Below are 18,305 nucleotides of genomic sequence, written 5' to 3'. Positions count from 1 at the left end.
AGAACGTCATAACAAATGGCAACTTTGAATTAGGAACGGAGTCAACGCGTGGACTGGGATAAACTCCGGATATTTCATGCAGTAGCCGAGGCTGGGTCCTTCACCCATGCCGGCGACGTGCTTAACCTGAGCCAGTCTGCGGTGTCCCGACAGATCTCCGCTCTGGAAGAGGCGCTGCAGGTTCCCCTCTTCCATCGACATGCACGTGGCCTGATCCTGACCGAACAGGGCGAAACCCTGAACCAGACGGTGCGTGAAGTCTTTTCCAAGCTGGCGATGACGCAGTCCCTGCTGACCGAAAGCAAGGAGAAAGCGGCCGGGCGCCTGCGGGTCACGACCACGACGGGCTTTGGCACATGCTGGCTGACGCCACGCCTGCATCGCTTTATGGACACAAACCCCGACATCTCCATCACCCTGATCCTTGAGGATAACGACCTCGATCTGGGCATGCGTGAGGCAGATGTTGCGGTGCGCATGCACCCACCACGCCAGCCCGACCTGATCCAGCGCCATCTGGCGGATTTCCCGCTGCCGATCTATGCCGCGCAATCGTACCTGAATGAACACGGGACCCCCACCACGCTTGAGGAGCTGAATGCCCATAAGCTGGTGCTGTTCGGGGGGTATCACCCACCGGTGCCGCACATCAACTGGCTGGCGGAAACCGGGGTGCCGTCCGATGAACGCCGTCAGGCCCGGCTGGAGGTCAACAGCCTTGCCGCCATGGCGGGCGCCATCGCGGCAGGCATCGGGATCGGGTCGATCCCGCTTTATGCGGCAAACCAGTATCCCAATCTTGTCAAGATCCTGCCCGAGGTGCCGCTGCCGACGGTGGATGCCTACTTTGTCTATCCAGAGGAACTACGCACCTCCAAGCGTGTGGCCGTGTTCCGCGACTTCCTGCTTGCGGAAATCAACGCCCGCCACTGACCACGGGCAAAAACGACCCAGCATGAAAAAAGGCCCTGCTTTCTAGCAGGGCCTTTTCATTATGCAGCGCCATGGGCACATGGCATCAGCGACATGCCGCCACCCGTCAGCTTTCCGCGCCATCCTGATGGTTGACCCGTTCACGCAGTTCCTTGCCCGCCTTGAAAAACGGAACGACTTTTTCTTCCACGGCGACAATTTCACCCGTGCGCGGGTTGCGGCCCGTGCGCGAGTCCCGCTTTTTTACCGTAAATGCGCCAAAACCACGCAATTCAACCCGATCCCCCCGGGCCAGCGCCGCGCTGATTTCATGAAATATGGTTTGTACAATCTGCTCTATATCACGAGCGGGAAGATGTGGATTGGCTGCGGCAAGTTCGGCAATCAACTCCGATTTGGTCATCCTGCTTCCCTCTATATATTTTATGTAAATTAAGGTTTCCAGATCGCAACGGCCCCGTCAAGATCACCACCGGGCCGAAACAGGCCATCCAGACGATCCGATTCCGCAACAATCCCCATGACACTTCCCAACAGATGCCGCATCCAGTCAAGATGAAATGACGGGCGCGGTTTCATATCTTCAACATCAACAGTTTCAGACAGATGCAGGGTCCGGATCAACCATTCCTTTGCCTCCTCCTCCCCCCCGATCTGATCCACCAGACCAAGCGAGAGGGCCTGCGACCCCGTATAAGGGCGCCCATCCGCCAGTTCGAGCACCTTTTCGCGTGGAAGGTGGCGTCCCTGCGCCACCATGGTGACAAACATGTCATAAAGATCGGCGATCACACCCTGCAACATTTCCCGCCCCTGTGGCGACAGGGGCTGCACGGAAGAGGGCTGCCCCTTCATCGGGCCGGAGACAAGCTGGTCAACCCGCACCCCGACCTTGTCCAGCAGGCCAGAGACATCCGGGGCCTGCATGATGACCCCGATGGACCCGGTAAGGGTGGAATGATGGGCAAACAGACGCTGTGCGGGGACGGCAATCATATAGCCAGCCGATGCGGCAAGACTGCCCATCGATACGGCCACGGGCTTCTGCCGCGCGAATTCCGCAATCGCGTCATGTAATGTTTCACCCCCGGTAACGGCACCGCCGGGGGTATTGATATCCAGCAACATCCCCTTCACGGCGGGATTGCTGCGTGCCCTGCGGATCAGGGCAAGCGTATCGGTGGTATCCGAACCGACCACCCCATCAATACGCAGCCGCACGAGATGGTCACGTCCATCACCGCGCGCGCCCCATATGCCCCGCCCGGATATCGCCAGAAGGCCACAGGCAAACATGGCGACCGCAACGACACGCCACAATATCAGCCGCCGCCGCAGGGACAGACGTTCCAGTGCCAGATCTGCGTCAAATGCCATGCGACCCGCGCAACTTCATGACTGCATCAATAAAAACCGGAACAGGTCCCGGCCATGGCATCCCACGGCCGGGCATCATACCCCATTCAGGACGCCTTGCGCCCACGACGCGGCTTGGCCGGGGTTTCGGCGCTGGCCTCGCTCGGGGCTGCGGTGATCTTGCGCCCCAGGCCGATTTCACGCGCCAGGGTCGAACGACGCTCGGCATAGTTGGGGGCGACCATTGGATAATCGCTCGGCAGGCCCCAGCGTTCACGGTACTGTTCGGGCGTCATGCCATAGGCGCTCTGCAGATGACGCTTGAGCATCTTGAGCTTTTTGCCATCTTCAAGGCAGACGATGTAATCGGGGAAAACCGAACGCTTGATCGGCACGGCAGGCTGAAGCTTCTCCGGCTCGACCTGCGGCTGATCCAGAGAGGTCAGGGCCTGGTAAACCTGCTTGATGAGATCAGGAACAGTATCCGCCCCAACGGCATTATTGGAAACATGAGCCGACACGATCTGCGTGGTCAGTTCAAGAAAAGAGAAATCCTGTTCAGCATCCGACATAATTCTGTTCCATTTCTTCAATCATGATGGATGCCGTCTTTAAAACATCCATCATCTGCATCCTGAATACGCACTACCCAATAAAACGCGCAAATACAATATGCATCTTATGTGGCTTCGGATTAAAATACGGAAATAACCTTTAATAAACATCCCTTCCCCATCACGAAACCATCACGACAGAGCGGCTCTGGATCATGGTTTTCATGATATCCGCCACGTTTCCGGCGAAATCATCGCATATGAAATCATAAAACATATTTTCAGATTGAAACTTGATGTAACATTGTCCGGGTCTGAAAATAATGATTATTCAGACCCGGCCGCCGGCGAATGGCAATCCTGCATAACGCGCGGTCATGGCGCCGGATGAACAGGAACAGCGATACTATTCCCCGCACGCAACGCGCGCAAAACGTGCGGCGGATACCTGCGAAGAACGTGAAGCGACCGGATTCACGGCCCCTGCCCCGCATTCCTGCATACCGGGAACCGCGTCACAAATATTAATATCGGGGTCCATTATTGAAAACATCAGGCGAATACGCGTTGCTTCTTCGTCCGTAATGATCCGGTAAATGACCTGTCGCGCTTCCTTGCGGGTCACGACTATTTCCGCACGCCGCAATTCGGCGAGCTGCTGGCTCAGGGTCGGTTGGCCTATACTGGTGGCACTTTCGATCTGGCCGACACTTTTTTCCCCTTCCAGCAGGGTCGCAAGCACAAGCAGCCGCTGTGGCTGGGCAAAAAGGCGCAGACGATGGGCCAGAAGTTCAGCAGCCTCCCGCGTGCGGGGGAGCCTGTCTACTATCGCATTCATGATCAGTTACCGTAACATTGCCGAATATGGCAGCCGAGGAAGAAAAAAAGAAACCATGCCCTAATGCCGCGACGTCCATATGCAACCCCATCGACATTGTATGTTCACAGGCCTCATTACCCATATGTCGATTACACCCCAAGAGTTTACATAAAATACGGATTATTTTACATACATGAATATATTAACTGTATAACAATTTGCCTCCCTCCGGGGATGGGCGCATACCCGGACAACCGCGTCACGCGCGCACCGAATGCAGGATTCATACGATGCAACTCTATTCCCTCAGCCCAGATTTCACCGCCGCATCCCAGATCACGCCCGATGACCTGCCGCAAATTGTCCAACAGGGATTCCGCAGCATCATCTGCATGCGCCCCGATGCGGAAGAATATGGACAGCCGACAGCAGAAAGCCTGAAGGACGCGGCACTGGCCGCCGGCCTGCAATTTGCGTTCCTGCCGGTCGTGCCGGGACATATCACCGAACATGAAATCACGCAGATGCGCGCGGCGCTGAAGGACATGAACGGCCCGATTCTGGGTTACTGCCGTTCGGGCAACCGTGTGGGACAACTCTGGACCCTTGCCCGGCAGCCCTGATTTCACCACTGCCGTCCCTGCTTCAAGCCTTAAGATTACTGCCTACGGAGTGCCCCATGCCCACGGTTGTCCTGGCCCACAGTCTGGATTTCGTGACATGGCGCAACGCCACGCGCACACTGGCCCTGCACGGTATTTCCGCGACGGATATCACCTGGCGCATCCGCGATCCAGCGGATGCGGCCATGCAGACCGGCATTACCGCCCCCCTTCACGCCGACACATCGCCACGCTCCACCTTTGGCGTTCCCCGGGCCATGATGCGCCTGGTGCAGGACATATTGCAGGCCGAAACGCCGGATCGCTTTGACCTTGCCTATCGCCTCGTCCTGCGGCTGGCCACTGGCGAAGACCCTGCCCGCAGACCTGCCGATGACGCCGAAATCCTGCGCGCCCGGCACATCGCACAGGACGTGCGGCGCGAAACACTGGCCTTTCGCACCCATGTCGCGGCATCCCACGATCCCACGCAGGCCATCATATGGGACGCCGCCGACAGCCTCGTCGCATACTGCAACGCACGCTTTGTCACGCTGCAACGTTCATTCCATCCATGGCACGTTCAGATGGGGGAACGCGCGATGCGGTGGGACGGCACCACCCTGCATCCCGGCACGCCCCTTGAAGGCGCGGATCCCGCCTCCTTCCCCTCACCCGCCCTCCCTCTGGCGGAGGGGATGGACATCGAACGCATCACAGCCCTGCCCGCCGTGGCAGAGGCCGCGCGATCCTGCCTGACCTGCACCATGGCGCACCATGCGACCCAGACCGTCTTTGGCGAAGGGACCACCACCGCGTCACTGATGTTCGTCGGGGAACAGCCCGGCGATCAGGAAGACCTGGCGGGCCGTCCCTTTGTCGGCCCGGCGGGGCAACTGTTCGACCGCGCCCTGCATGAGGTCGGCATCGCACGCGATGATGTTTATGTGACCAATACGGTGAAGCATTTCAAATTCTTCAACCGCAATGGCCGACGCATCCACCAAAAAGCAGGCATGGAGGAAATCCGTGCCTGTGCCCCATGGCTGCATGCCGAACGCCGCATGGTGCGCCCACGCCTGCTGGTCATGCTCGGCGCGACTGCGGCCAGCGCAATCCTGCAACGCTCTGTCGTTATAGGACGCGAAAGATCCCGCCCGATCACACTTGATGACGGGACATGCGGACTGGTGACGGTGCATCCCTCTTTCCTGCTGCGCCAACCCACAGAGGAAGCGCGATCGCGCGAATATCTGCGCTTTATCGAGGATCTGCGCCTTGCGCGGAGCCTGATAACATCATGATCCGCATCCCATCCATTCACGGATGGAACAAATGCAGCGATCATCCCCTTTCCATGACAGGTGCTGCGTCCCTGCCACGAGGAAAGCCAATGACTGATATGCGCTCCCGACACCGTTACCTGCCGCATTCTTGGTTTATCAAGGGACCGCCCCCAGTACCGCCGGAAGCCGCATATTGTGCCTGCTGAACTGAAGATCGTCCCCTCTTTCGTCGCGCGTGTCTTCCGTGGACGAGATTTCTCGATTCTCTCTCCCCCCGGCTACAACCGCATGAGTCGCCTCAAGTGGCTCTACGCCCCCACGCCAGAGGCCATAGCCTTCGCGCTACGTACGACGTTCGCCGCCCTTATGGCGCTGACCATCGCGATGTGGATGGAACTCGACAGTCCGCCCTGGGCGGCCATGACGGTGTGGATCGTGGCGCAGGGGTCGCGCGGGGAAAGCCTGTCAAAGGCGCGATGGCGTCTGGTGGGCACGGCACTGGGCGCGATCAGCGCGGTGGTGATCGTCTGTTCCTTTCCCCAATCGCCCTGGCTGTTCTTCCCGGCATTGAGCATCTGGATCGGCATCTGCTGCGGTTGTGCGACGCTGGTGCGCAACTTCCGCTCCTATGCACTGGTGCTTGCGGGCTATACCTGCGCGATCATCGCCCTTGCCGCCAGTCAGGACCCGGACAACATCTTCATGATCACCATGTCGCGCACGACCTATATCGTGCTCGGCATCTCGTGCGAAACGCTGGTGGCGGTCCTGTTCGCGCACAATCTTGCCACCGCCGCGAAAAAGAACATGCGGCAGAAGATCCAGACCGCGCTCAGCACCTCTACAGAGGCGGTGGCCAACCTGCTTGCTGGCGACGAGCAGGCCTTCATCCGGTCACGTGCGCTGTTCGGCACCATCTTGTCGATCAATGACCAGATCGAATTCAGTGAAGTCGAGATGGGCCCCCACGGGCATGAAGGCGATCACGCGCGCGCGGCACTTGCGGCCGTGTCCGTCCTGCTGTCACGCGGGCTGGGCATGATGGCGCGCATCAAGGCGCTGGGCACGGTCAACCCGGTCTTTACCGAAACCAGCCTGCTGACGCGCACCTTCCTGCTGGGCCTTCCGGGGCGGCTGGAATCGGACACACAGATACAGCAGGTCATGACGGACCTGCAGGACCTGCGCAGCGTGTGCCGCCAGCGCATCATCGACGCCCTGACCGAAGAACTCGCCGCGGCGGCACCGCACGATACCGACACGATCGAACGACTGCTCAACTGCCGCATCCTGCATAACGCGCTTGACGAACTTCTGGGCGAGCTGGAGCAGGCCATTACGGAGTTTGACGCCAGCCAGCACGAAATCCGCGGCGATCATTTCCATTTCCGCCTGCAAGCACACCGCGATTTCAAGGAAGCCCTGTATAACGGCATCCGCGCGGCAGTGGCGATCGGCGCATCGGCACTGATCTGGGAGGTCACGGCCTGGTCGAACGGGATTGGTTTCATCACCATGGTGGCGGTGACGTGCGGCCTGTTCGCCACACGCGAAAACCCGGTCCTGGGCACCCTGAACTTCCTGCGCGGCGCGTGCTGGGCGGTGTTCGTGTCGGCCTTTCTCGTGCTGCTGTTCATCCCGCGCCCGGCAGAATTCGAAATGCTGGCCGCCGTCCTTGCGCTGCCGATGATTGCCGGTGGCCTTGCGGCACGCAACCCGGCAACGGCGGGGGCTGCGGCGTCCTACTCCCTGTTCCTGCCCAACCTTGTCAATCCCGGCAACCAAAGCCGCCTGAATGAAATTGCATATTTCAACGCCTCCTTTGCCCTGTTGTGCAGCATCGGCTTCGCCGTACTGATTTTCCGCGCCGTCCTGCCTTTCAACAGTGACGAAGAACGCTGGCGCATGCGCAACCGCACCCTGCATGACCTGCGCCACCTGGCATCGGCCAACCCGCTGCCGCAGCCAAGGGCCTGGATCGGGCGCAATACCGACCGTTTCTCCCGCCTGATCCGCCATGCGGGGCCGACCCCTTCCCCCACGATCGAGGCCTATTTGCAGGGCACTTTGTCCGCGATGACAATCGGGCTGAACATCATCCGCCTGCGTGTCGTGCTGGAACGCAGCCAGTTGCCGGAATCGGCCAACCGCGCCATCACCCTGTTCCTGCATCGCATGGCGCAGTTCAGTGGCCGCTATGGCCGTACGGCCCGCGTGGCCCGTGGCGCGACGCGGGTGCTGCGTATCCTCGAAGGGAAGGAAACCAACATTACCTCCCGCGTGGAAATGACACGCGCCATTGCCTATCTGCTGGTCATTTCTTATGAACTGGATGCAAATGCAGCGTTCCTTGACGCCTCGCAGCCCTATCGTTCCAGCGAAATGATCGGCTAGCAGCAGGATGCCCGCACCACCCACGCCCGATATCCTTGCCCTGCGGGGGCGGGTCGTCACTTTTCGCGACAACCCGTTCACCACCGACCCGGTTGCTGCCCTCCATCATGAGGAAGACGGGCTGATCATCATCCGCGACGGGCGGATCGCGCAAATGGGCACATATGCCGATACCCTGCGCCACCTGCCCGCCGACACGCAGGTTACACATTACCCAGACTGCGTGATTTCAGCCGGTTTCGTGGACACCCACGTCCATTACCCACAACTGCCCATGATCGCCGCATATGGCGAACAGTTGCTGGAATGGCTCGAACGCTACACCTTCCCCACCGAAAGCCGCTTTCGCGATCCGGCTTATGCGCGTGATATCGCACGCAGGTTCCTTGCCGGACTTCTGCGATGCGGCACGACCACGGCGGCGGTTTTCTGCACCGTCCATCCCCAATCGGTTGAGGCGTTCTTCAGCGAATCAGAACGCCTCAATACACTGATGATCGCGGGCAAGGTGCTGATGGACCGCAATGCCCCACCAGACCTGCGCGATACGGCACAACGCGGGTATGACGAATCCCTTGCACTGATGACGCGCTGGCACGGGCGCGGGCGGCAGATGTACGCCGTCACCCCGCGCTTTGCCCCCACCAGCAGCGAGGAACAGCTTGAACTGGCGGGCGCACTTCTGGCCCGTGACCAGACCGTCTTCATGCAGACCCACCTTGCGGAAAACCTGGACGAGGTCGCATGGGTACGCAGCCTGTTCCCCGCACGCCGGTCCTATCTGGATGTTTACGCGCATGCAGGGTTGGTGCGGCCACGCGCCATCATGGGCCATGCCATCCATGTTGATGAACCCGACCTCATGACCTGCCATGACAGTGGATGCGCACTGGCCCACTGCCCGACCTCCAACCTGTTCCTTGGCAGTGGCAGCTTCCGCCTGTTCGATGCGCTGGACCCACGACGCCCCGTCCGTGTGGGGCTGGGCACCGATATCGGCGCGGGCACCAGCCTGTCGCAACTGCAGAGCCTGAACGAAGCCTATAAGGTCGCGCAGGGAACGGGCCGTCGCCTCCACCCCGCGCAGGCCTTCTGGCTGGCGACGGCAGGCGGTGCGCAGGCGCTGCACCTCGACCACAGGATCGGGACGATTGCACCGGGGATGGAGGCGGATTTGTGCATCCTCGACCCGGAGGCAACACCATTGCAGGCCCTGCGGGCACAATCGTGCGATTCGATCAGCGACCTGCTGTTTTCCCTGATGATGCTGGGTGATGACCGCAGCATCCGCGCCACTTATGTCGCAGGACGCAGGGTGCATGAACGCGCATGATACCCCAGACATCCGACAGGCGGCAGCTCCTCATGCGGTGATGGCCCGGCCGCAAGATCGTCCGTATGCGCGACCCCGACGGGCCAACCACCCCTGTTTGGGGTCGATACCTGCCTCACGAAGATCGTGACTGCCGGAAACTGCTGATTTTTTTGTGGGTTCTGCTGTTGCGCCTGCCTGCTCAGGTTTATGACGGCATGGCGTGACACTGGCGGAGAGGGTGGGATTCGAACCCACGGTACGCTTGCACGCACAACGGTTTTCGAGACCGCCCCGTTCGACCGCTCCGGCACCTCTCCAAATGTCAGCGGCGTTGGTGCGGGCTTATACGGTGCGCCCGCAACGCGCGCAAGGGGGCAGGTGGATGTTTTTTACCTTCCCCGCCCTGCCCCCATACCGGCCCCCACAATGATGCACGACATGGCAGGAATCATACCCTGAATCATGCCCTGCCGTGGGATTAGCGATTGACGCGCCCGACATTGCCCGATAGAAGCCAGCCCTCAATCCCTGCGCAGACAGGGGGTGCCGCGCGTGGTTTCGCGGCCAATGTCAAAAAGCGACCGGGTCCTGCCGCCTGTACCATCATCCCAGATGGCGCCGCGCTGACCCAGAGATCGGAAAGATAGAGAATTATGTTTGCAGTTATCCGCACCGGCGGAAAGCAGTACCGCGTTTCCAAGGACACCGTCCTGAAGATCGAGAAGCTGGAAGCCGAAGCCGGCGCCACCATCACGTTCGATCAGGTTCTGGCCGTTGGTGGCGAAGGCGCCGCAACGATCGGCAGCCCCACCGTTGCTGGCGCGACCGTCACCGCGACCGTGATCGCGCAGGACCGCCTTGCGAAGGTGATCATCTTCAAGAAGCGCCGCCGGCAGAACAGCCGCCGCAAGAACGGCCACCGTCAGCCCGTGACCGTGGTGCGTATCGCCGCAATCAACGCTGCCTGATCCCCGCCCCCACGGGCAATGAGACTGCCCATGGGACCAGGTCGAGATCAGTCAACAAGTTTCAGGAGTTCAGGCAATGGCACAAAAAAAGGCAGGCGGTTCCTCCCGCAACGGACGCGATAGCGCCGGTCGCCGCCTCGGCGTCAAGAAGTTCGGTGGCGAAAGCGTCATCGCAGGCAACATCATCGTCCGTCAGCGCGGCACGAAGATGAAGCCGGGTCAGAATGTCGGCCTTGGCCGCGACCATACGATCTTCTCGCTCGTCGATGGGCATGTGAAGTTCGAACGCCGCGCCGAAGGCCGCGTGCATGTTTCGGTCGAAGCCCTGCCCGCAGCAGCGGAATAAAAAACGCTCCCACCCGGGAGACAGTTTTCGACCAGAAGGGGACGGTCACGTGGGGCCGTCCCCTTTTTCGTATCGATACCACGGCGTGTTTCTGATATCAGACACGTCCATGGGGCTGCCACCGGCCCAGATCGGACCCGTGAGCGATGAAGTTTCTTGACCAGGCCAAAATTTTCGTAAAGTCCGGTGATGGCGGTGATGGCGTCATCGCGTTCCGGCGCGAAAAATATATCGAATTCGGCGGCCCCGATGGCGGCAATGGCGGACGGGGCGGCGATATCATTTTCGTGGCCGTAGCCAACCTGAACACCCTGATTGATTTCCGCTATACGCAGCATTTCCGCGCGCGTAAGGGCGGCAATGGCGCAGGGTCGGACCGCACGGGGGCCGCGGCCCCCGCCGTGGTCATACAGGTGCCGGTGGGCACGCAGATTTTCGATGATGACCGCGAAACGCTGCTTGGCGATCTTGATGAGGCAGGCAAGCGCCTGCTGCTGTGTCGCGGTGGCGATGGTGGCCGGGGCAATGCGCATTACAAGACCAGCACCAACCGTGCCCCACGTCGGGCCGATCCGGGCTGGCCGGGGGAGGAACGCTGGGTCTGGCTGCGGCTGAAGCTGATTGCCGATGCCGGCCTGGTTGGCCTGCCCAACGCGGGCAAATCGACCTTCCTGTCGGTTGTATCGGCCGCACGGCCCAAGATCGCCGATTATCCTTTCACCACCCTGCATCCGCAATTGGGCGTCGTACGCCTGTCGGTGACGGAAGAATTTGTCATCGCTGACATTCCTGGCCTGATCGAGGGCGCGCACGAAGGTACGGGGCTGGGTGACCGCTTCCTTGGCCATGTCGAACGCTGTGCCGTGCTTGTACACCTGATCGACGGCACACAGGAAGATGTGGTTGCCGCATGGCGGACCATTCGCCACGAACTGCATGAATATGGTGGCGGCCTGGCGGAAAAGCCGGAAATCATCGTCCTGAACAAGATCGATGCAATGCTGGACGAAGACATTGCCGAACGCTGCGCCCTGCTGGAACAGGCCAGCGGCGCACCGGTGATGACCATGTCAGGCGTATCGCGGCAGGGCGTGGACAAGGTGCTGCGCCTTGTGCAGGATCAGATCACCCGCATCCGCGCGGATGAATCCGACACCCCCGCCTGAACGCGTGGATAGAGACAGCCGTGACAGTCCCCCTTCCCTTGCCCAGCCTGCAGAACGGACAGCGTATCGTCGTCAAGATCGGCAGCGCCCTGGTTGTTGATGCCGAAACCGCCTCCCCCCGGCAGGAATGGCTGGAAAGTGTCGCGGCCGATATCGCCGCCCTGCGCACACGCGGCGCGCAGGTCATTGTCGTCTCCTCCGGTGCGATCGCCCTTGCCCGTCACCAGCTTGGCCTGACGCGCCGGGTGCTGCGACTGGATGAAAAACAGGCCGCTGCGTCCGTGGGGCAGATCCGCCTGGCGCAGGCATGGACCAACGCCCTGTCGCGACATGGCCTGAATGCAGCGCAACTGCTGCTGACGCCCGATGATACGGAACATCGCCGTCGCTATCTCAATGCACGTGCGTCGCTCAATACACTGCTGACGCTGGGCTGTGTGCCGATCATCAATGAAAACGATGCCATTGCGACGACCGAAATCCGTTTTGGCGACAATGACCGTCTGGCCGCGCGTGTGGCGGAAATGACCACGTCGGACCAGCTTGTGCTGCTGTCGGACATTGACGGTCTGTATACCGCCGACCCGCGCACAGACCCCGGGGCGCGGCATCTACCGGTGGTCGAAAGCCTGACGGAAGAGATCGAATCCATGGGGGGCGCCCCTCCGCCCGGCTATTCCTCTGGCGGGATGCGCACAAAGCTGATGGCCGCACGGATCGCAACCCAGGCAGGATGCGCCATGGTCATTGCACAGGGCAAGCCGCTGCATCCGCTGCGCGCACTGTGGGATGGTGGGCGCTGCACATGGTTCCTGCCCTCGCCCGATGCACGATCTGCGCGCAAGAAATGGATTGGCGGCAGCCTGACGCCCGCAGGGCACCTTGTCATCGACGATGGGGCGGTCCGCGCATTGCAGAGCGGTTCCTCCCTGCTGCCTGCGGGAGTACAGGCGATTGCGGGCGAATTCGATCGCGGCGACCTTGTCAGCGTAATGGACATGCATGGACATTGCATCGCCCATGGCCTGTCTTCCTATGGCGCGGCGGATGCCGTGCGTATCGTGGGCCGTCAATCGGACGAGATCGAAAATATCCTTGGCTGGCACGGTGGCGATGAAATCATCCATCGCGACGATCTGGTGCTGAATGACCGGTCCTGTGCGCAGGCTTCCTGAACCCTTTGGGATGCAACGGCAGCCAACCAAGGGGCCTCGCTGCACAAGCAGGACAAACACCCCACTGAAATAATGAAGCCTGTCGAAAACAAGTTGTAGAGAGTGCTTGAAAACAAGAAAAGTTTTTGGGTGCCGCCTTTTTTCAAAAAGGCGGCGTCTTCTGAAGCTTTTTAGAAAAAGCTTCACCAAAAACCTTTATGATTTCAGATCTTCTTGAGCCTGACTTTTCAAACAGTCTTCGTATTGACGTTTTTGGCAACGGCCGTCCCATCCCCAAAAACCCTTTCCCCCATCTAAGGGGGATATGACCAAAGCTTCTTTCCCGGATATTTCCGGGACGCCGCAGGGATCATCATGGTCGTGGGGGCCAGCGCAATGTCGGTTCCGAACGCTGCCGCCGTTCCGCCCAGCGCGCCATGCGGGGAAGCCCCGTTTCCACCTTCCGCGCCATGGCGGCACGCGCCCCCCCATCCTGCCCGGTCGCGCCCACCGCAGGCGGAACCCGGGCACGCAATGGCATGCGCGGGGCATCCGGCACCACCGGGGATGATGACGGCGGCTGCGTGCCCTGCTCCTGCTGCTCCTGCTGCTCCTGCTGCGCACTCTCCTGCCATGGGGGGGGCGTGGAACGGGGGGCATGTTCACGTGGCCGTGGCGGACCCGGCGGCATATCGGATCGTATGCGGTCATCATCACCATCGGCCACATGGACCGTTGCCGCCGCTGGCGCATCAGCCGCTGGCGGCGATGCACGACGTTCATAGGCAGGAATATCGCACTGCGGATCTTCGGGGTCCAGCATGCGGGCCGGACGGGCGTGGGCGGCCTGTGCGGCCCCAGTCCGGTCCGGGTCTTCGTGATCCTGATTACGCCCCTGCACGTAATCCCGTGCGCGATCCTGTGTGCGCAGAACTTCGGACAAGGGCTCGCCCGATGTGCCCTCCGCTTCTTCACGGATGGCGGCGGAATTGCTGGACATTGCCATGACGCGCAATTCGGCCTGCAGATCATCAATCTGCACCGCCAGGGCATCCAGCCGCCCCTTCACCCCGATCACCGCAAAGGGAACCAGCATCCACAACACGGCAAATACCAGCCCCACGATCAGGACCAGCGCCTGCGCCCATTGCGGCAGCCATTCGGGCCAAGGTAGCGTCATGGGTGTCTCCTGACCTTCTGCATGACAGGAAACATACCCTTAACCCCGGCGGGGAACCATATGCCCATCATCCCGACGGAACATTACATGCCCAGCGCGCGACGATAGATGTCCAGCAGGGTTTCCTGTTCCTCCACCTCGGCGGGTTCCTGCTTGCGCAGGCGGATGATCTGGCGGATCACCTTGGTATCAAAGCCTGCGGACTTCGCCTCGGTATAGATGTCCTTGATATCCCCGGCCAGCGCCTTGCGCTCTTCTTCAAGGCGCTCCACACGTTCGATGATACTGCGCAACCGGTCGGCGGCGATGCCCCCAACGGCCGCGCTGCTGTCGTCAGTTTCGAAATTATCGGCACTCATGTCCGCTGCCTCCGGATATAGTGATGGGGCCGTCATACACCCCGCCATGCCTCCCACAAGCAGGCGGCACGCATAACGTATTTGAACGGCGGGCTTATCGCGATGATGAACGCGGGTCAATGCCAGCTTGACATGCTCCAAAAGGCAGCCCTAATCGGTCCCTGAGCGTTGGTACCGGCGCATCCGCGTTCCCGATATGCCATGCATGGCGGAAATACGGGGCTGGAAACAGAACATCAGGCAGGAGGCCGATTTTCATGGCACATCTTCCCCCCGTCGATACGTTCGACTACATCGTCTTCGGTGGAACGGGCGACCTGACCATGCGCAAGCTGCTACCTGCGCTGTATTACCGCTTTCGCGACGGGCAGGTCCCGGCGGATGCGCGTATCATCGCGACCGCACGCTCCCCCCTCTCGCGGGGGGAATATCAGGACCGTGCGCGACAGGCACTGCAGGAGCACATCCCCCCCGCCTCGCTGGAGGCGGACACGGTCACGCGCTTTATCGAACTGGTCCATTATGTCAGCCTGAACGGTGCCGAGGCACAGAGCAACTGGGCCGACCTGCGCGGCCTGCTTGATCAGGAACCCGAAACCCGCATCCGGGTCTATTACCTTGCGACATCACCCGCACTGTATGGCCAGATCTGCGAGAACCTGAGCAAGCAGAGCCTGATAACCGAGCAGTCGCGCGTTGTCCTTGAAAAGCCGATCGGCACGGACCTGCAGAGCGCGAACGCCATCAATGACAGCGTCGGGCGGCATTTCCCCGAAAACCACATTTTCCGCATCGACCATTACCTGGGCAAGGAAACGGTCCAGAACCTGATCGCGCTGCGTTTCGCCAATCCGGTGTTCGAACGCCTGTGGACCAGCGACGCGATTGATTATGTGCAGATCACGGCCGCGGAAACCGTGGGGGTGGAAGGGCGCGGCGCATATTATGACCGGTCCGGCTGCCTGCGTGACATGATCCAGAACCACCTGCTGCAGGTGCTGTGTCTGGTCGCGATGGACCCGCCGGTATCGCTGGATGCGGACAGCGTGCGCAATGAAAAGCTCAAGGTGCTGCACGCACTCAAGCCGATCCGGCCGTCCGATGTCGCGATCTATACCTCCCGCGGGCAGTATATGCGCGGACATGTCAACGGGCAGACGGTTGGCAGCTATCTGGAGGACCTTGGCGAAGGCGTTACGAGCGAGACGGAAACCTTTGTCGCGCTGAAGGCCGAAATCCTGTCATGGCGATGGGGCAATGTGCCGTTCTACCTCCGGTCGGGCAAGCGCATGGCAGAGAAATGCAGCGAGATCGTGATCCAGTTCAAGTCCGCGCCGTGGACCATCTTTGCCAACCGTCCCGCCGCGAACCGCCTGGTTATCCGCATCCAGCCCGACGAGGGCGTCATGCTGTCGGTTTCCACCAAGGACCCCACCCCGACCGACAGCCTGTCCCTGCGTGAGGCGGACATCAACATCGAGTTTGAAAAGGCGTTCAATATCCGTTATCCCGATTCCTATGAACGGCTGCTGCTTGATGTCGTGCGCGGCGATCCGATCCTGTTCATCCGGCGTGATGAGGTGGAGGCCGCATGGAAATGGATCGACCCCATCCTGCAGGGATGGAGCAAGAACGAAGCCCCGCTTGAACCCTATCCCGCCGGGACATGGGGGCCTGAGGGCGCGCGCAACCTGCTGGCGCAGTCGGGACACCTGTGGCACGAGGACATGAAATAACGCATGGCCGTTTCCCCCCGCCTTTCCGGCCGCAAGCGCGCGCCCATGACCATCCGCCAGCGGATCGTCCGGCGCGTGCTGATGGTGATCCCCATGGCGCTGCTGGCCTTTATCGTCATGCGCATGGGGTGGCTGGACCAGGCCGCCGACCGGCTGACCTTTTCAAAGGTCAGCTGGTTCGACAACACCGCACTTGTGGAACATTTCCGCACGATCGTGACGCATAACGGCATGACGCACGACCGCAAGGACTGCCTGCTGTTCGTCCTCAACGGCAACGACCCGCCCGATGCCACCAACCTTGACGTCATGGAACGCCATTCCGGTTCCTGCCCGGGCGACCACAATACCCTGCCGCGCCTGTTCACACTGCGTGTGGACCGCCTGTCACAAAGCGTGCAGACCGACTGGCAGACCCCCGGCGTGTTCCACGCCATGCCGCAGTAAACAGCGATGGCACGCCGCAAGCCCTGCATAAAGCCCGCGCTGCGGCTTTCCCGGAAACGTTCAAAAACGCCGCCTTTGTAAAGCGGCGCCCCCCGGATGACTGAGGGTTCCGTTACATCTGGATGCATGGTTCAGGTGCGGGCGAATGCTTCACGCAAGTGTCGCGCGCCATAGCGGATCGCGGATTTCCCGCCGGGCAGGAATGAGTAGAAATTAAGAAAACCGTGGACCGTCCCCGGCCATGTCCGGGTGATGGCCCGCGACCCCGCTGTGCACATCGCAGCGGCATATCCCGTTCCCTCATCATGCAGGGGATCGCACTGCGCAAGGGCGATGACCGCGGGCGGCAGGTTGGCAAGCGAAGACGCAAAGACCGGCGCCAGACGTGGATCGCGCAGATCCTGCGGGTCGCGGATATATTCCTGCGCATACCATTCCATCACACGGGTGCTGAGCACATAGCCATTTGCATAGACTTCACGCGAGGGAACCGGGCGCTCTCCATAAAGTGAAGGGTAATACAGTAATTGCAGGGCAAGCGGCGGATGCCCCCACCCACGGCTCATCTGGCTGAGGACCGCAGCAAGCGTACCGCCCGCGCTGTCCCCCGCCACCGCGACCTTCCCACCCCACCGCCATGCCTCTGCCACCAGCCATTGCAGCGCAGCCCAGCAGTCATCCACGGCGGCAGGAAACCTGTTTTCCGGCGCAAGGCGGTAGTCAAAGGACAGGACAGCCGCCCCTGACTGCCGCGCAAGGCGACAGCAGATCCCATCGTGGGAGTTCAGGCCACAATGGACATATCCCCCCCCATGCATGAACAGTACGACGCCGCGCACCTTGCCATAAGGAACATAAAGCCGCGCGGGCCGCAGTTCAGTCGCACCGGGGACGCGCATGTCGATGACACGCCGGACCTGCAGGCGCGACAGACGTTGCGGAAAACAGGGACGGTCAAAGCGTCGGCGAATATCCTCCAGCGAATGGGGGACATGATTGTGACGGGCCGCACTCGCCTTCGCCCCCATCAGGAACAGGCGGGTCAAAAGCCCCGGAAGCCGCCCGCGCGGAAGGGGCGCGGACGCCGCGACATCAGAAACAGACAACAGCACGCCTTTCGTAATCGGTCATGAGTTTTCGCGTCCCAAGGCTTTAGCCCTTGACGCGGGACGCATGCACCGCCAGTTTCCGCATGCCAGACGGTCGGACGACCGCTGTCGGCGCGCCCGTGCGCAATGATGGAGGAAAGTCCGGGCTCCACGGAAGAACGGTGCCGGCTAACGGCCGGCGGGGGCGACCCCAGGGACAGTGCCACAGAAAACAGACCGCCCCCACGGCTGATGGACCGGTTTTACGATCGGGCCGGATGTTGGGGGTAAGGGTGAAACGGTGCGGCAAGAGCGCACCGCGCGCATGGTAACATGGGCGGCAGGGCAAACCCCACCGGGAGCAAGACCGAATAGGAACGGCAGGCGGGCGGATTCCGGTCCGCGCCGTCAGGGGCCTTTCCGCCCCGTCGTTCGGGTTGGTCGCGTGAGGCGTGCCGCAAGGCGCGTCCCAGAGGAATGGTCGTCCCATCCCTTCGGGGATGGACAGAACCCGGCTTACAGACCGTCTGGCATCTTTATCCCCCTGCATGGGCCTGCATGGCACGAACCCAGAGGCGGGATTAAGTATTCATTAAAAAGA

General features: G+C 61.1%; 18 protein-coding genes, 1 tRNA gene and 1 other RNA gene. 12 read left to right on the top strand and 8 right to left on the bottom strand.

Translation table 11 applies throughout. The annotated features are described in order from the left end of the window. The first annotated feature begins 48 nt into the window (after positions 1–48). The gene (locus tag FYB92_RS07710; protein ID WP_040510888.1) at positions 49–933 is read left to right on the top strand and encodes a LysR family transcriptional regulator; all 885 of its coding nucleotides are present in this window, start codon (positions 49–51) and stop codon (positions 931–933) included. Between the two features lie 106 nt (positions 934–1,039). Here the strand turns inward: FYB92_RS07710 and ihfB are convergent, their stop codons facing one another. The 4 genes from ihfB to FYB92_RS07690 form a co-directional block, all read right to left on the bottom strand. Beyond that, on the bottom strand, positions 1,040–1,336 hold the full coding sequence (gene ihfB, locus FYB92_RS07705; protein ID WP_003620514.1) for an integration host factor subunit beta: 297 nt from the start codon (positions 1,334–1,336) through the stop codon (positions 1,040–1,042). 29 nt (positions 1,337–1,365) lie between these two features. Then, positions 1,366–2,310 (bottom strand): signal peptide peptidase SppA, encoded by a 945-nt coding sequence (sppA, locus tag FYB92_RS07700; protein ID WP_332828422.1) that lies wholly within the window; start codon positions 2,308–2,310, stop codon positions 1,366–1,368. Between the two features lie 86 nt (positions 2,311–2,396). Continuing rightward, positions 2,397–2,861, bottom strand: a complete 465-nt coding sequence (locus tag FYB92_RS07695) for a MucR family transcriptional regulator (protein ID WP_003620516.1) — start codon at positions 2,859–2,861, stop codon at positions 2,397–2,399. A 388-nt stretch (positions 2,862–3,249) separates the two neighbouring features. Continuing rightward, complete coding sequence (locus FYB92_RS07690; RefSeq protein WP_003620518.1) at positions 3,250–3,681, bottom strand: helix-turn-helix transcriptional regulator; 432 nt, start codon at positions 3,679–3,681, stop codon at positions 3,250–3,252. A 272-nt stretch (positions 3,682–3,953) separates the two neighbouring features. On the opposite strand from FYB92_RS07690, the gene FYB92_RS07685 reads away from it, so the two are divergent. From FYB92_RS07685 to guaD, 4 genes are all read left to right on the top strand, one after another. Beyond that, positions 3,954–4,286 carry a TIGR01244 family sulfur transferase gene (locus tag FYB92_RS07685; protein WP_062809034.1) on the top strand — a complete coding sequence of 111 codons (333 nt, stop codon included), beginning with the start codon at positions 3,954–3,956 and terminating at the stop codon, positions 4,284–4,286. A 56-nt stretch (positions 4,287–4,342) separates the two neighbouring features. Further along, entirely contained in the window at positions 4,343–5,569 is a 1,227-nt protein-coding gene (locus FYB92_RS07680; protein ID WP_332828421.1) for a UdgX family uracil-DNA binding protein, read from the top strand. Between the two features lie 177 nt (positions 5,570–5,746). Further along, positions 5,747–7,945 (top strand): FUSC family protein, encoded by a 2,199-nt coding sequence (locus FYB92_RS07675; RefSeq protein ID WP_040510889.1) that lies wholly within the window; start codon positions 5,747–5,749, stop codon positions 7,943–7,945. Positions 7,946–7,952: 7 nt separating this feature from the next. Then, positions 7,953–9,278, top strand: coding sequence for a guanine deaminase (gene guaD / locus FYB92_RS07670; RefSeq protein ID WP_075632195.1), 1,326 nt, complete (start codon positions 7,953–7,955; stop codon positions 9,276–9,278). Positions 9,279–9,487: 209 nt separating this feature from the next. Here the strand turns inward: guaD and FYB92_RS07665 are convergent. Then, positions 9,488–9,577: transfer RNA gene (locus FYB92_RS07665), tRNA-Ser, on the bottom strand. 336 nt (positions 9,578–9,913) lie between these two features. Here FYB92_RS07665 and rplU point away from each other — a divergent pair. The 4 genes from rplU (at position 9,914) to proB (ending at position 12,915) form a co-directional block, all read left to right on the top strand. Then, complete coding sequence (gene rplU, locus FYB92_RS07660; protein ID WP_003620526.1) at positions 9,914–10,228, top strand: 50S ribosomal protein L21; 315 nt, start codon at positions 9,914–9,916, stop codon at positions 10,226–10,228. 76 nt (positions 10,229–10,304) lie between these two features. Further along, a complete protein-coding gene (rpmA, locus tag FYB92_RS07655) occupies positions 10,305–10,574 on the top strand; it encodes a 50S ribosomal protein L27 (protein ID WP_003620528.1) in 270 nt (89 codons plus the stop codon). A 146-nt stretch (positions 10,575–10,720) separates the two neighbouring features. Further along, positions 10,721–11,740 carry a GTPase ObgE gene (gene obgE, locus FYB92_RS07650; protein WP_003620531.1) on the top strand — a complete coding sequence of 340 codons (1,020 nt, stop codon included), beginning with the start codon at positions 10,721–10,723 and terminating at the stop codon, positions 11,738–11,740. Positions 11,741–11,760: 20 nt separating this feature from the next. After that, positions 11,761–12,915 (top strand): glutamate 5-kinase, encoded by a 1,155-nt coding sequence (gene proB, locus FYB92_RS07645; protein ID WP_332828420.1) that lies wholly within the window; start codon positions 11,761–11,763, stop codon positions 12,913–12,915. 352 nt (positions 12,916–13,267) lie between these two features. On the opposite strand, the gene FYB92_RS07640 is transcribed toward proB, so the two are convergent. Further along, complete coding sequence (locus FYB92_RS07640) at positions 13,268–14,074, bottom strand: hypothetical protein (RefSeq protein WP_332828419.1); 807 nt, start codon at positions 14,072–14,074, stop codon at positions 13,268–13,270. A gap of 83 nt (positions 14,075–14,157) precedes the next feature. Next, positions 14,158–14,433, bottom strand: a complete 276-nt coding sequence (locus FYB92_RS07635; RefSeq protein ID WP_040510890.1) for a DUF2312 domain-containing protein — start codon at positions 14,431–14,433, stop codon at positions 14,158–14,160. Positions 14,434–14,690: 257 nt separating this feature from the next. Here FYB92_RS07635 and zwf point away from each other — a divergent pair, with 257 nt between their 5' ends. Then, positions 14,691–16,169 (top strand): glucose-6-phosphate dehydrogenase, encoded by a 1,479-nt coding sequence (zwf, locus tag FYB92_RS07630; RefSeq protein ID WP_075632199.1) that lies wholly within the window; start codon positions 14,691–14,693, stop codon positions 16,167–16,169. Between the two features lie 3 nt (positions 16,170–16,172). Further along, complete coding sequence (locus tag FYB92_RS07625) at positions 16,173–16,616, top strand: hypothetical protein (RefSeq protein WP_003620543.1); 444 nt, start codon at positions 16,173–16,175, stop codon at positions 16,614–16,616. A 131-nt stretch (positions 16,617–16,747) separates the two neighbouring features. Here FYB92_RS07625 and FYB92_RS07620 read toward each other — a convergent pair whose 3' ends face one another. Beyond that, on the bottom strand, positions 16,748–17,644 hold the full coding sequence (locus tag FYB92_RS07620) for an alpha/beta hydrolase (protein WP_332828987.1): 897 nt from the start codon (positions 17,642–17,644) through the stop codon (positions 16,748–16,750). Positions 17,645–17,811: 167 nt separating this feature from the next. On the opposite strand from FYB92_RS07620, the gene rnpB reads away from it, so the two are divergent. Continuing rightward, an RNA gene (gene rnpB, locus FYB92_RS07615) (RNase P RNA component class A) lies at positions 17,812–18,239 on the top strand. Positions 18,240–18,305 lie beyond the last annotated feature (66 nt).

The organism is Novacetimonas sp. GS1 (genome assembly GCF_036686925.1).
GTDB lineage: Bacteria > Pseudomonadota > Alphaproteobacteria > Acetobacterales > Acetobacteraceae > Novacetimonas > Novacetimonas hansenii.
The sequence above is the reverse complement of the archived record's forward strand: the minus strand, read 5'-3'. Positions and strand labels throughout refer to the sequence as shown.

Bases quoted from the DNA above. Each gene is read 5' to 3' on its own strand.
- zwf (WP_075632199.1), top strand. From the start codon at position 14,691: ATGGCACATCTTCCCCCCGTCGATACGTTCGACTACATCGTCTTCGGT.
- FYB92_RS07640 (WP_332828419.1), bottom strand. From the start codon at position 14,074: ATGACGCTACCTTGGCCCGAATGGCTGCCGCAATGGGCGCAGGCGCTG.
- FYB92_RS07625 (WP_003620543.1), top strand. From the start codon at position 16,173: ATGGCCGTTTCCCCCCGCCTTTCCGGCCGCAAGCGCGCGCCCATGACC.
- ihfB (WP_003620514.1), bottom strand. From the start codon at position 1,336: ATGACCAAATCGGAGTTGATTGCCGAACTTGCCGCAGCCAATCCACAT.
- sppA (WP_332828422.1), bottom strand. From the start codon at position 2,310: ATGGCATTTGACGCAGATCTGGCACTGGAACGTCTGTCCCTGCGGCGG.
- FYB92_RS07680 (WP_332828421.1), top strand. From the start codon at position 4,343: ATGCCCACGGTTGTCCTGGCCCACAGTCTGGATTTCGTGACATGGCGC.
- guaD (WP_075632195.1), top strand. From the start codon at position 7,953: ATGCCCGCACCACCCACGCCCGATATCCTTGCCCTGCGGGGGCGGGTC.
- FYB92_RS07695 (WP_003620516.1), bottom strand. From the start codon at position 2,861: ATGTCGGATGCTGAACAGGATTTCTCTTTTCTTGAACTGACCACGCAG.
- FYB92_RS07620 (WP_332828987.1), bottom strand. From the start codon at position 17,644: ATGGGGGCGAAGGCGAGTGCGGCCCGTCACAATCATGTCCCCCATTCG.
- FYB92_RS07685 (WP_062809034.1), top strand. From the start codon at position 3,954: ATGCAACTCTATTCCCTCAGCCCAGATTTCACCGCCGCATCCCAGATC.
- FYB92_RS07690 (WP_003620518.1), bottom strand. From the start codon at position 3,681: ATGAATGCGATAGTAGACAGGCTCCCCCGCACGCGGGAGGCTGCTGAA.
- rplU (WP_003620526.1), top strand. From the start codon at position 9,914: ATGTTTGCAGTTATCCGCACCGGCGGAAAGCAGTACCGCGTTTCCAAG.
- rpmA (WP_003620528.1), top strand. From the start codon at position 10,305: ATGGCACAAAAAAAGGCAGGCGGTTCCTCCCGCAACGGACGCGATAGC.
- obgE (WP_003620531.1), top strand. From the start codon at position 10,721: ATGAAGTTTCTTGACCAGGCCAAAATTTTCGTAAAGTCCGGTGATGGC.
- FYB92_RS07635 (WP_040510890.1), bottom strand. From the start codon at position 14,433: ATGAGTGCCGATAATTTCGAAACTGACGACAGCAGCGCGGCCGTTGGG.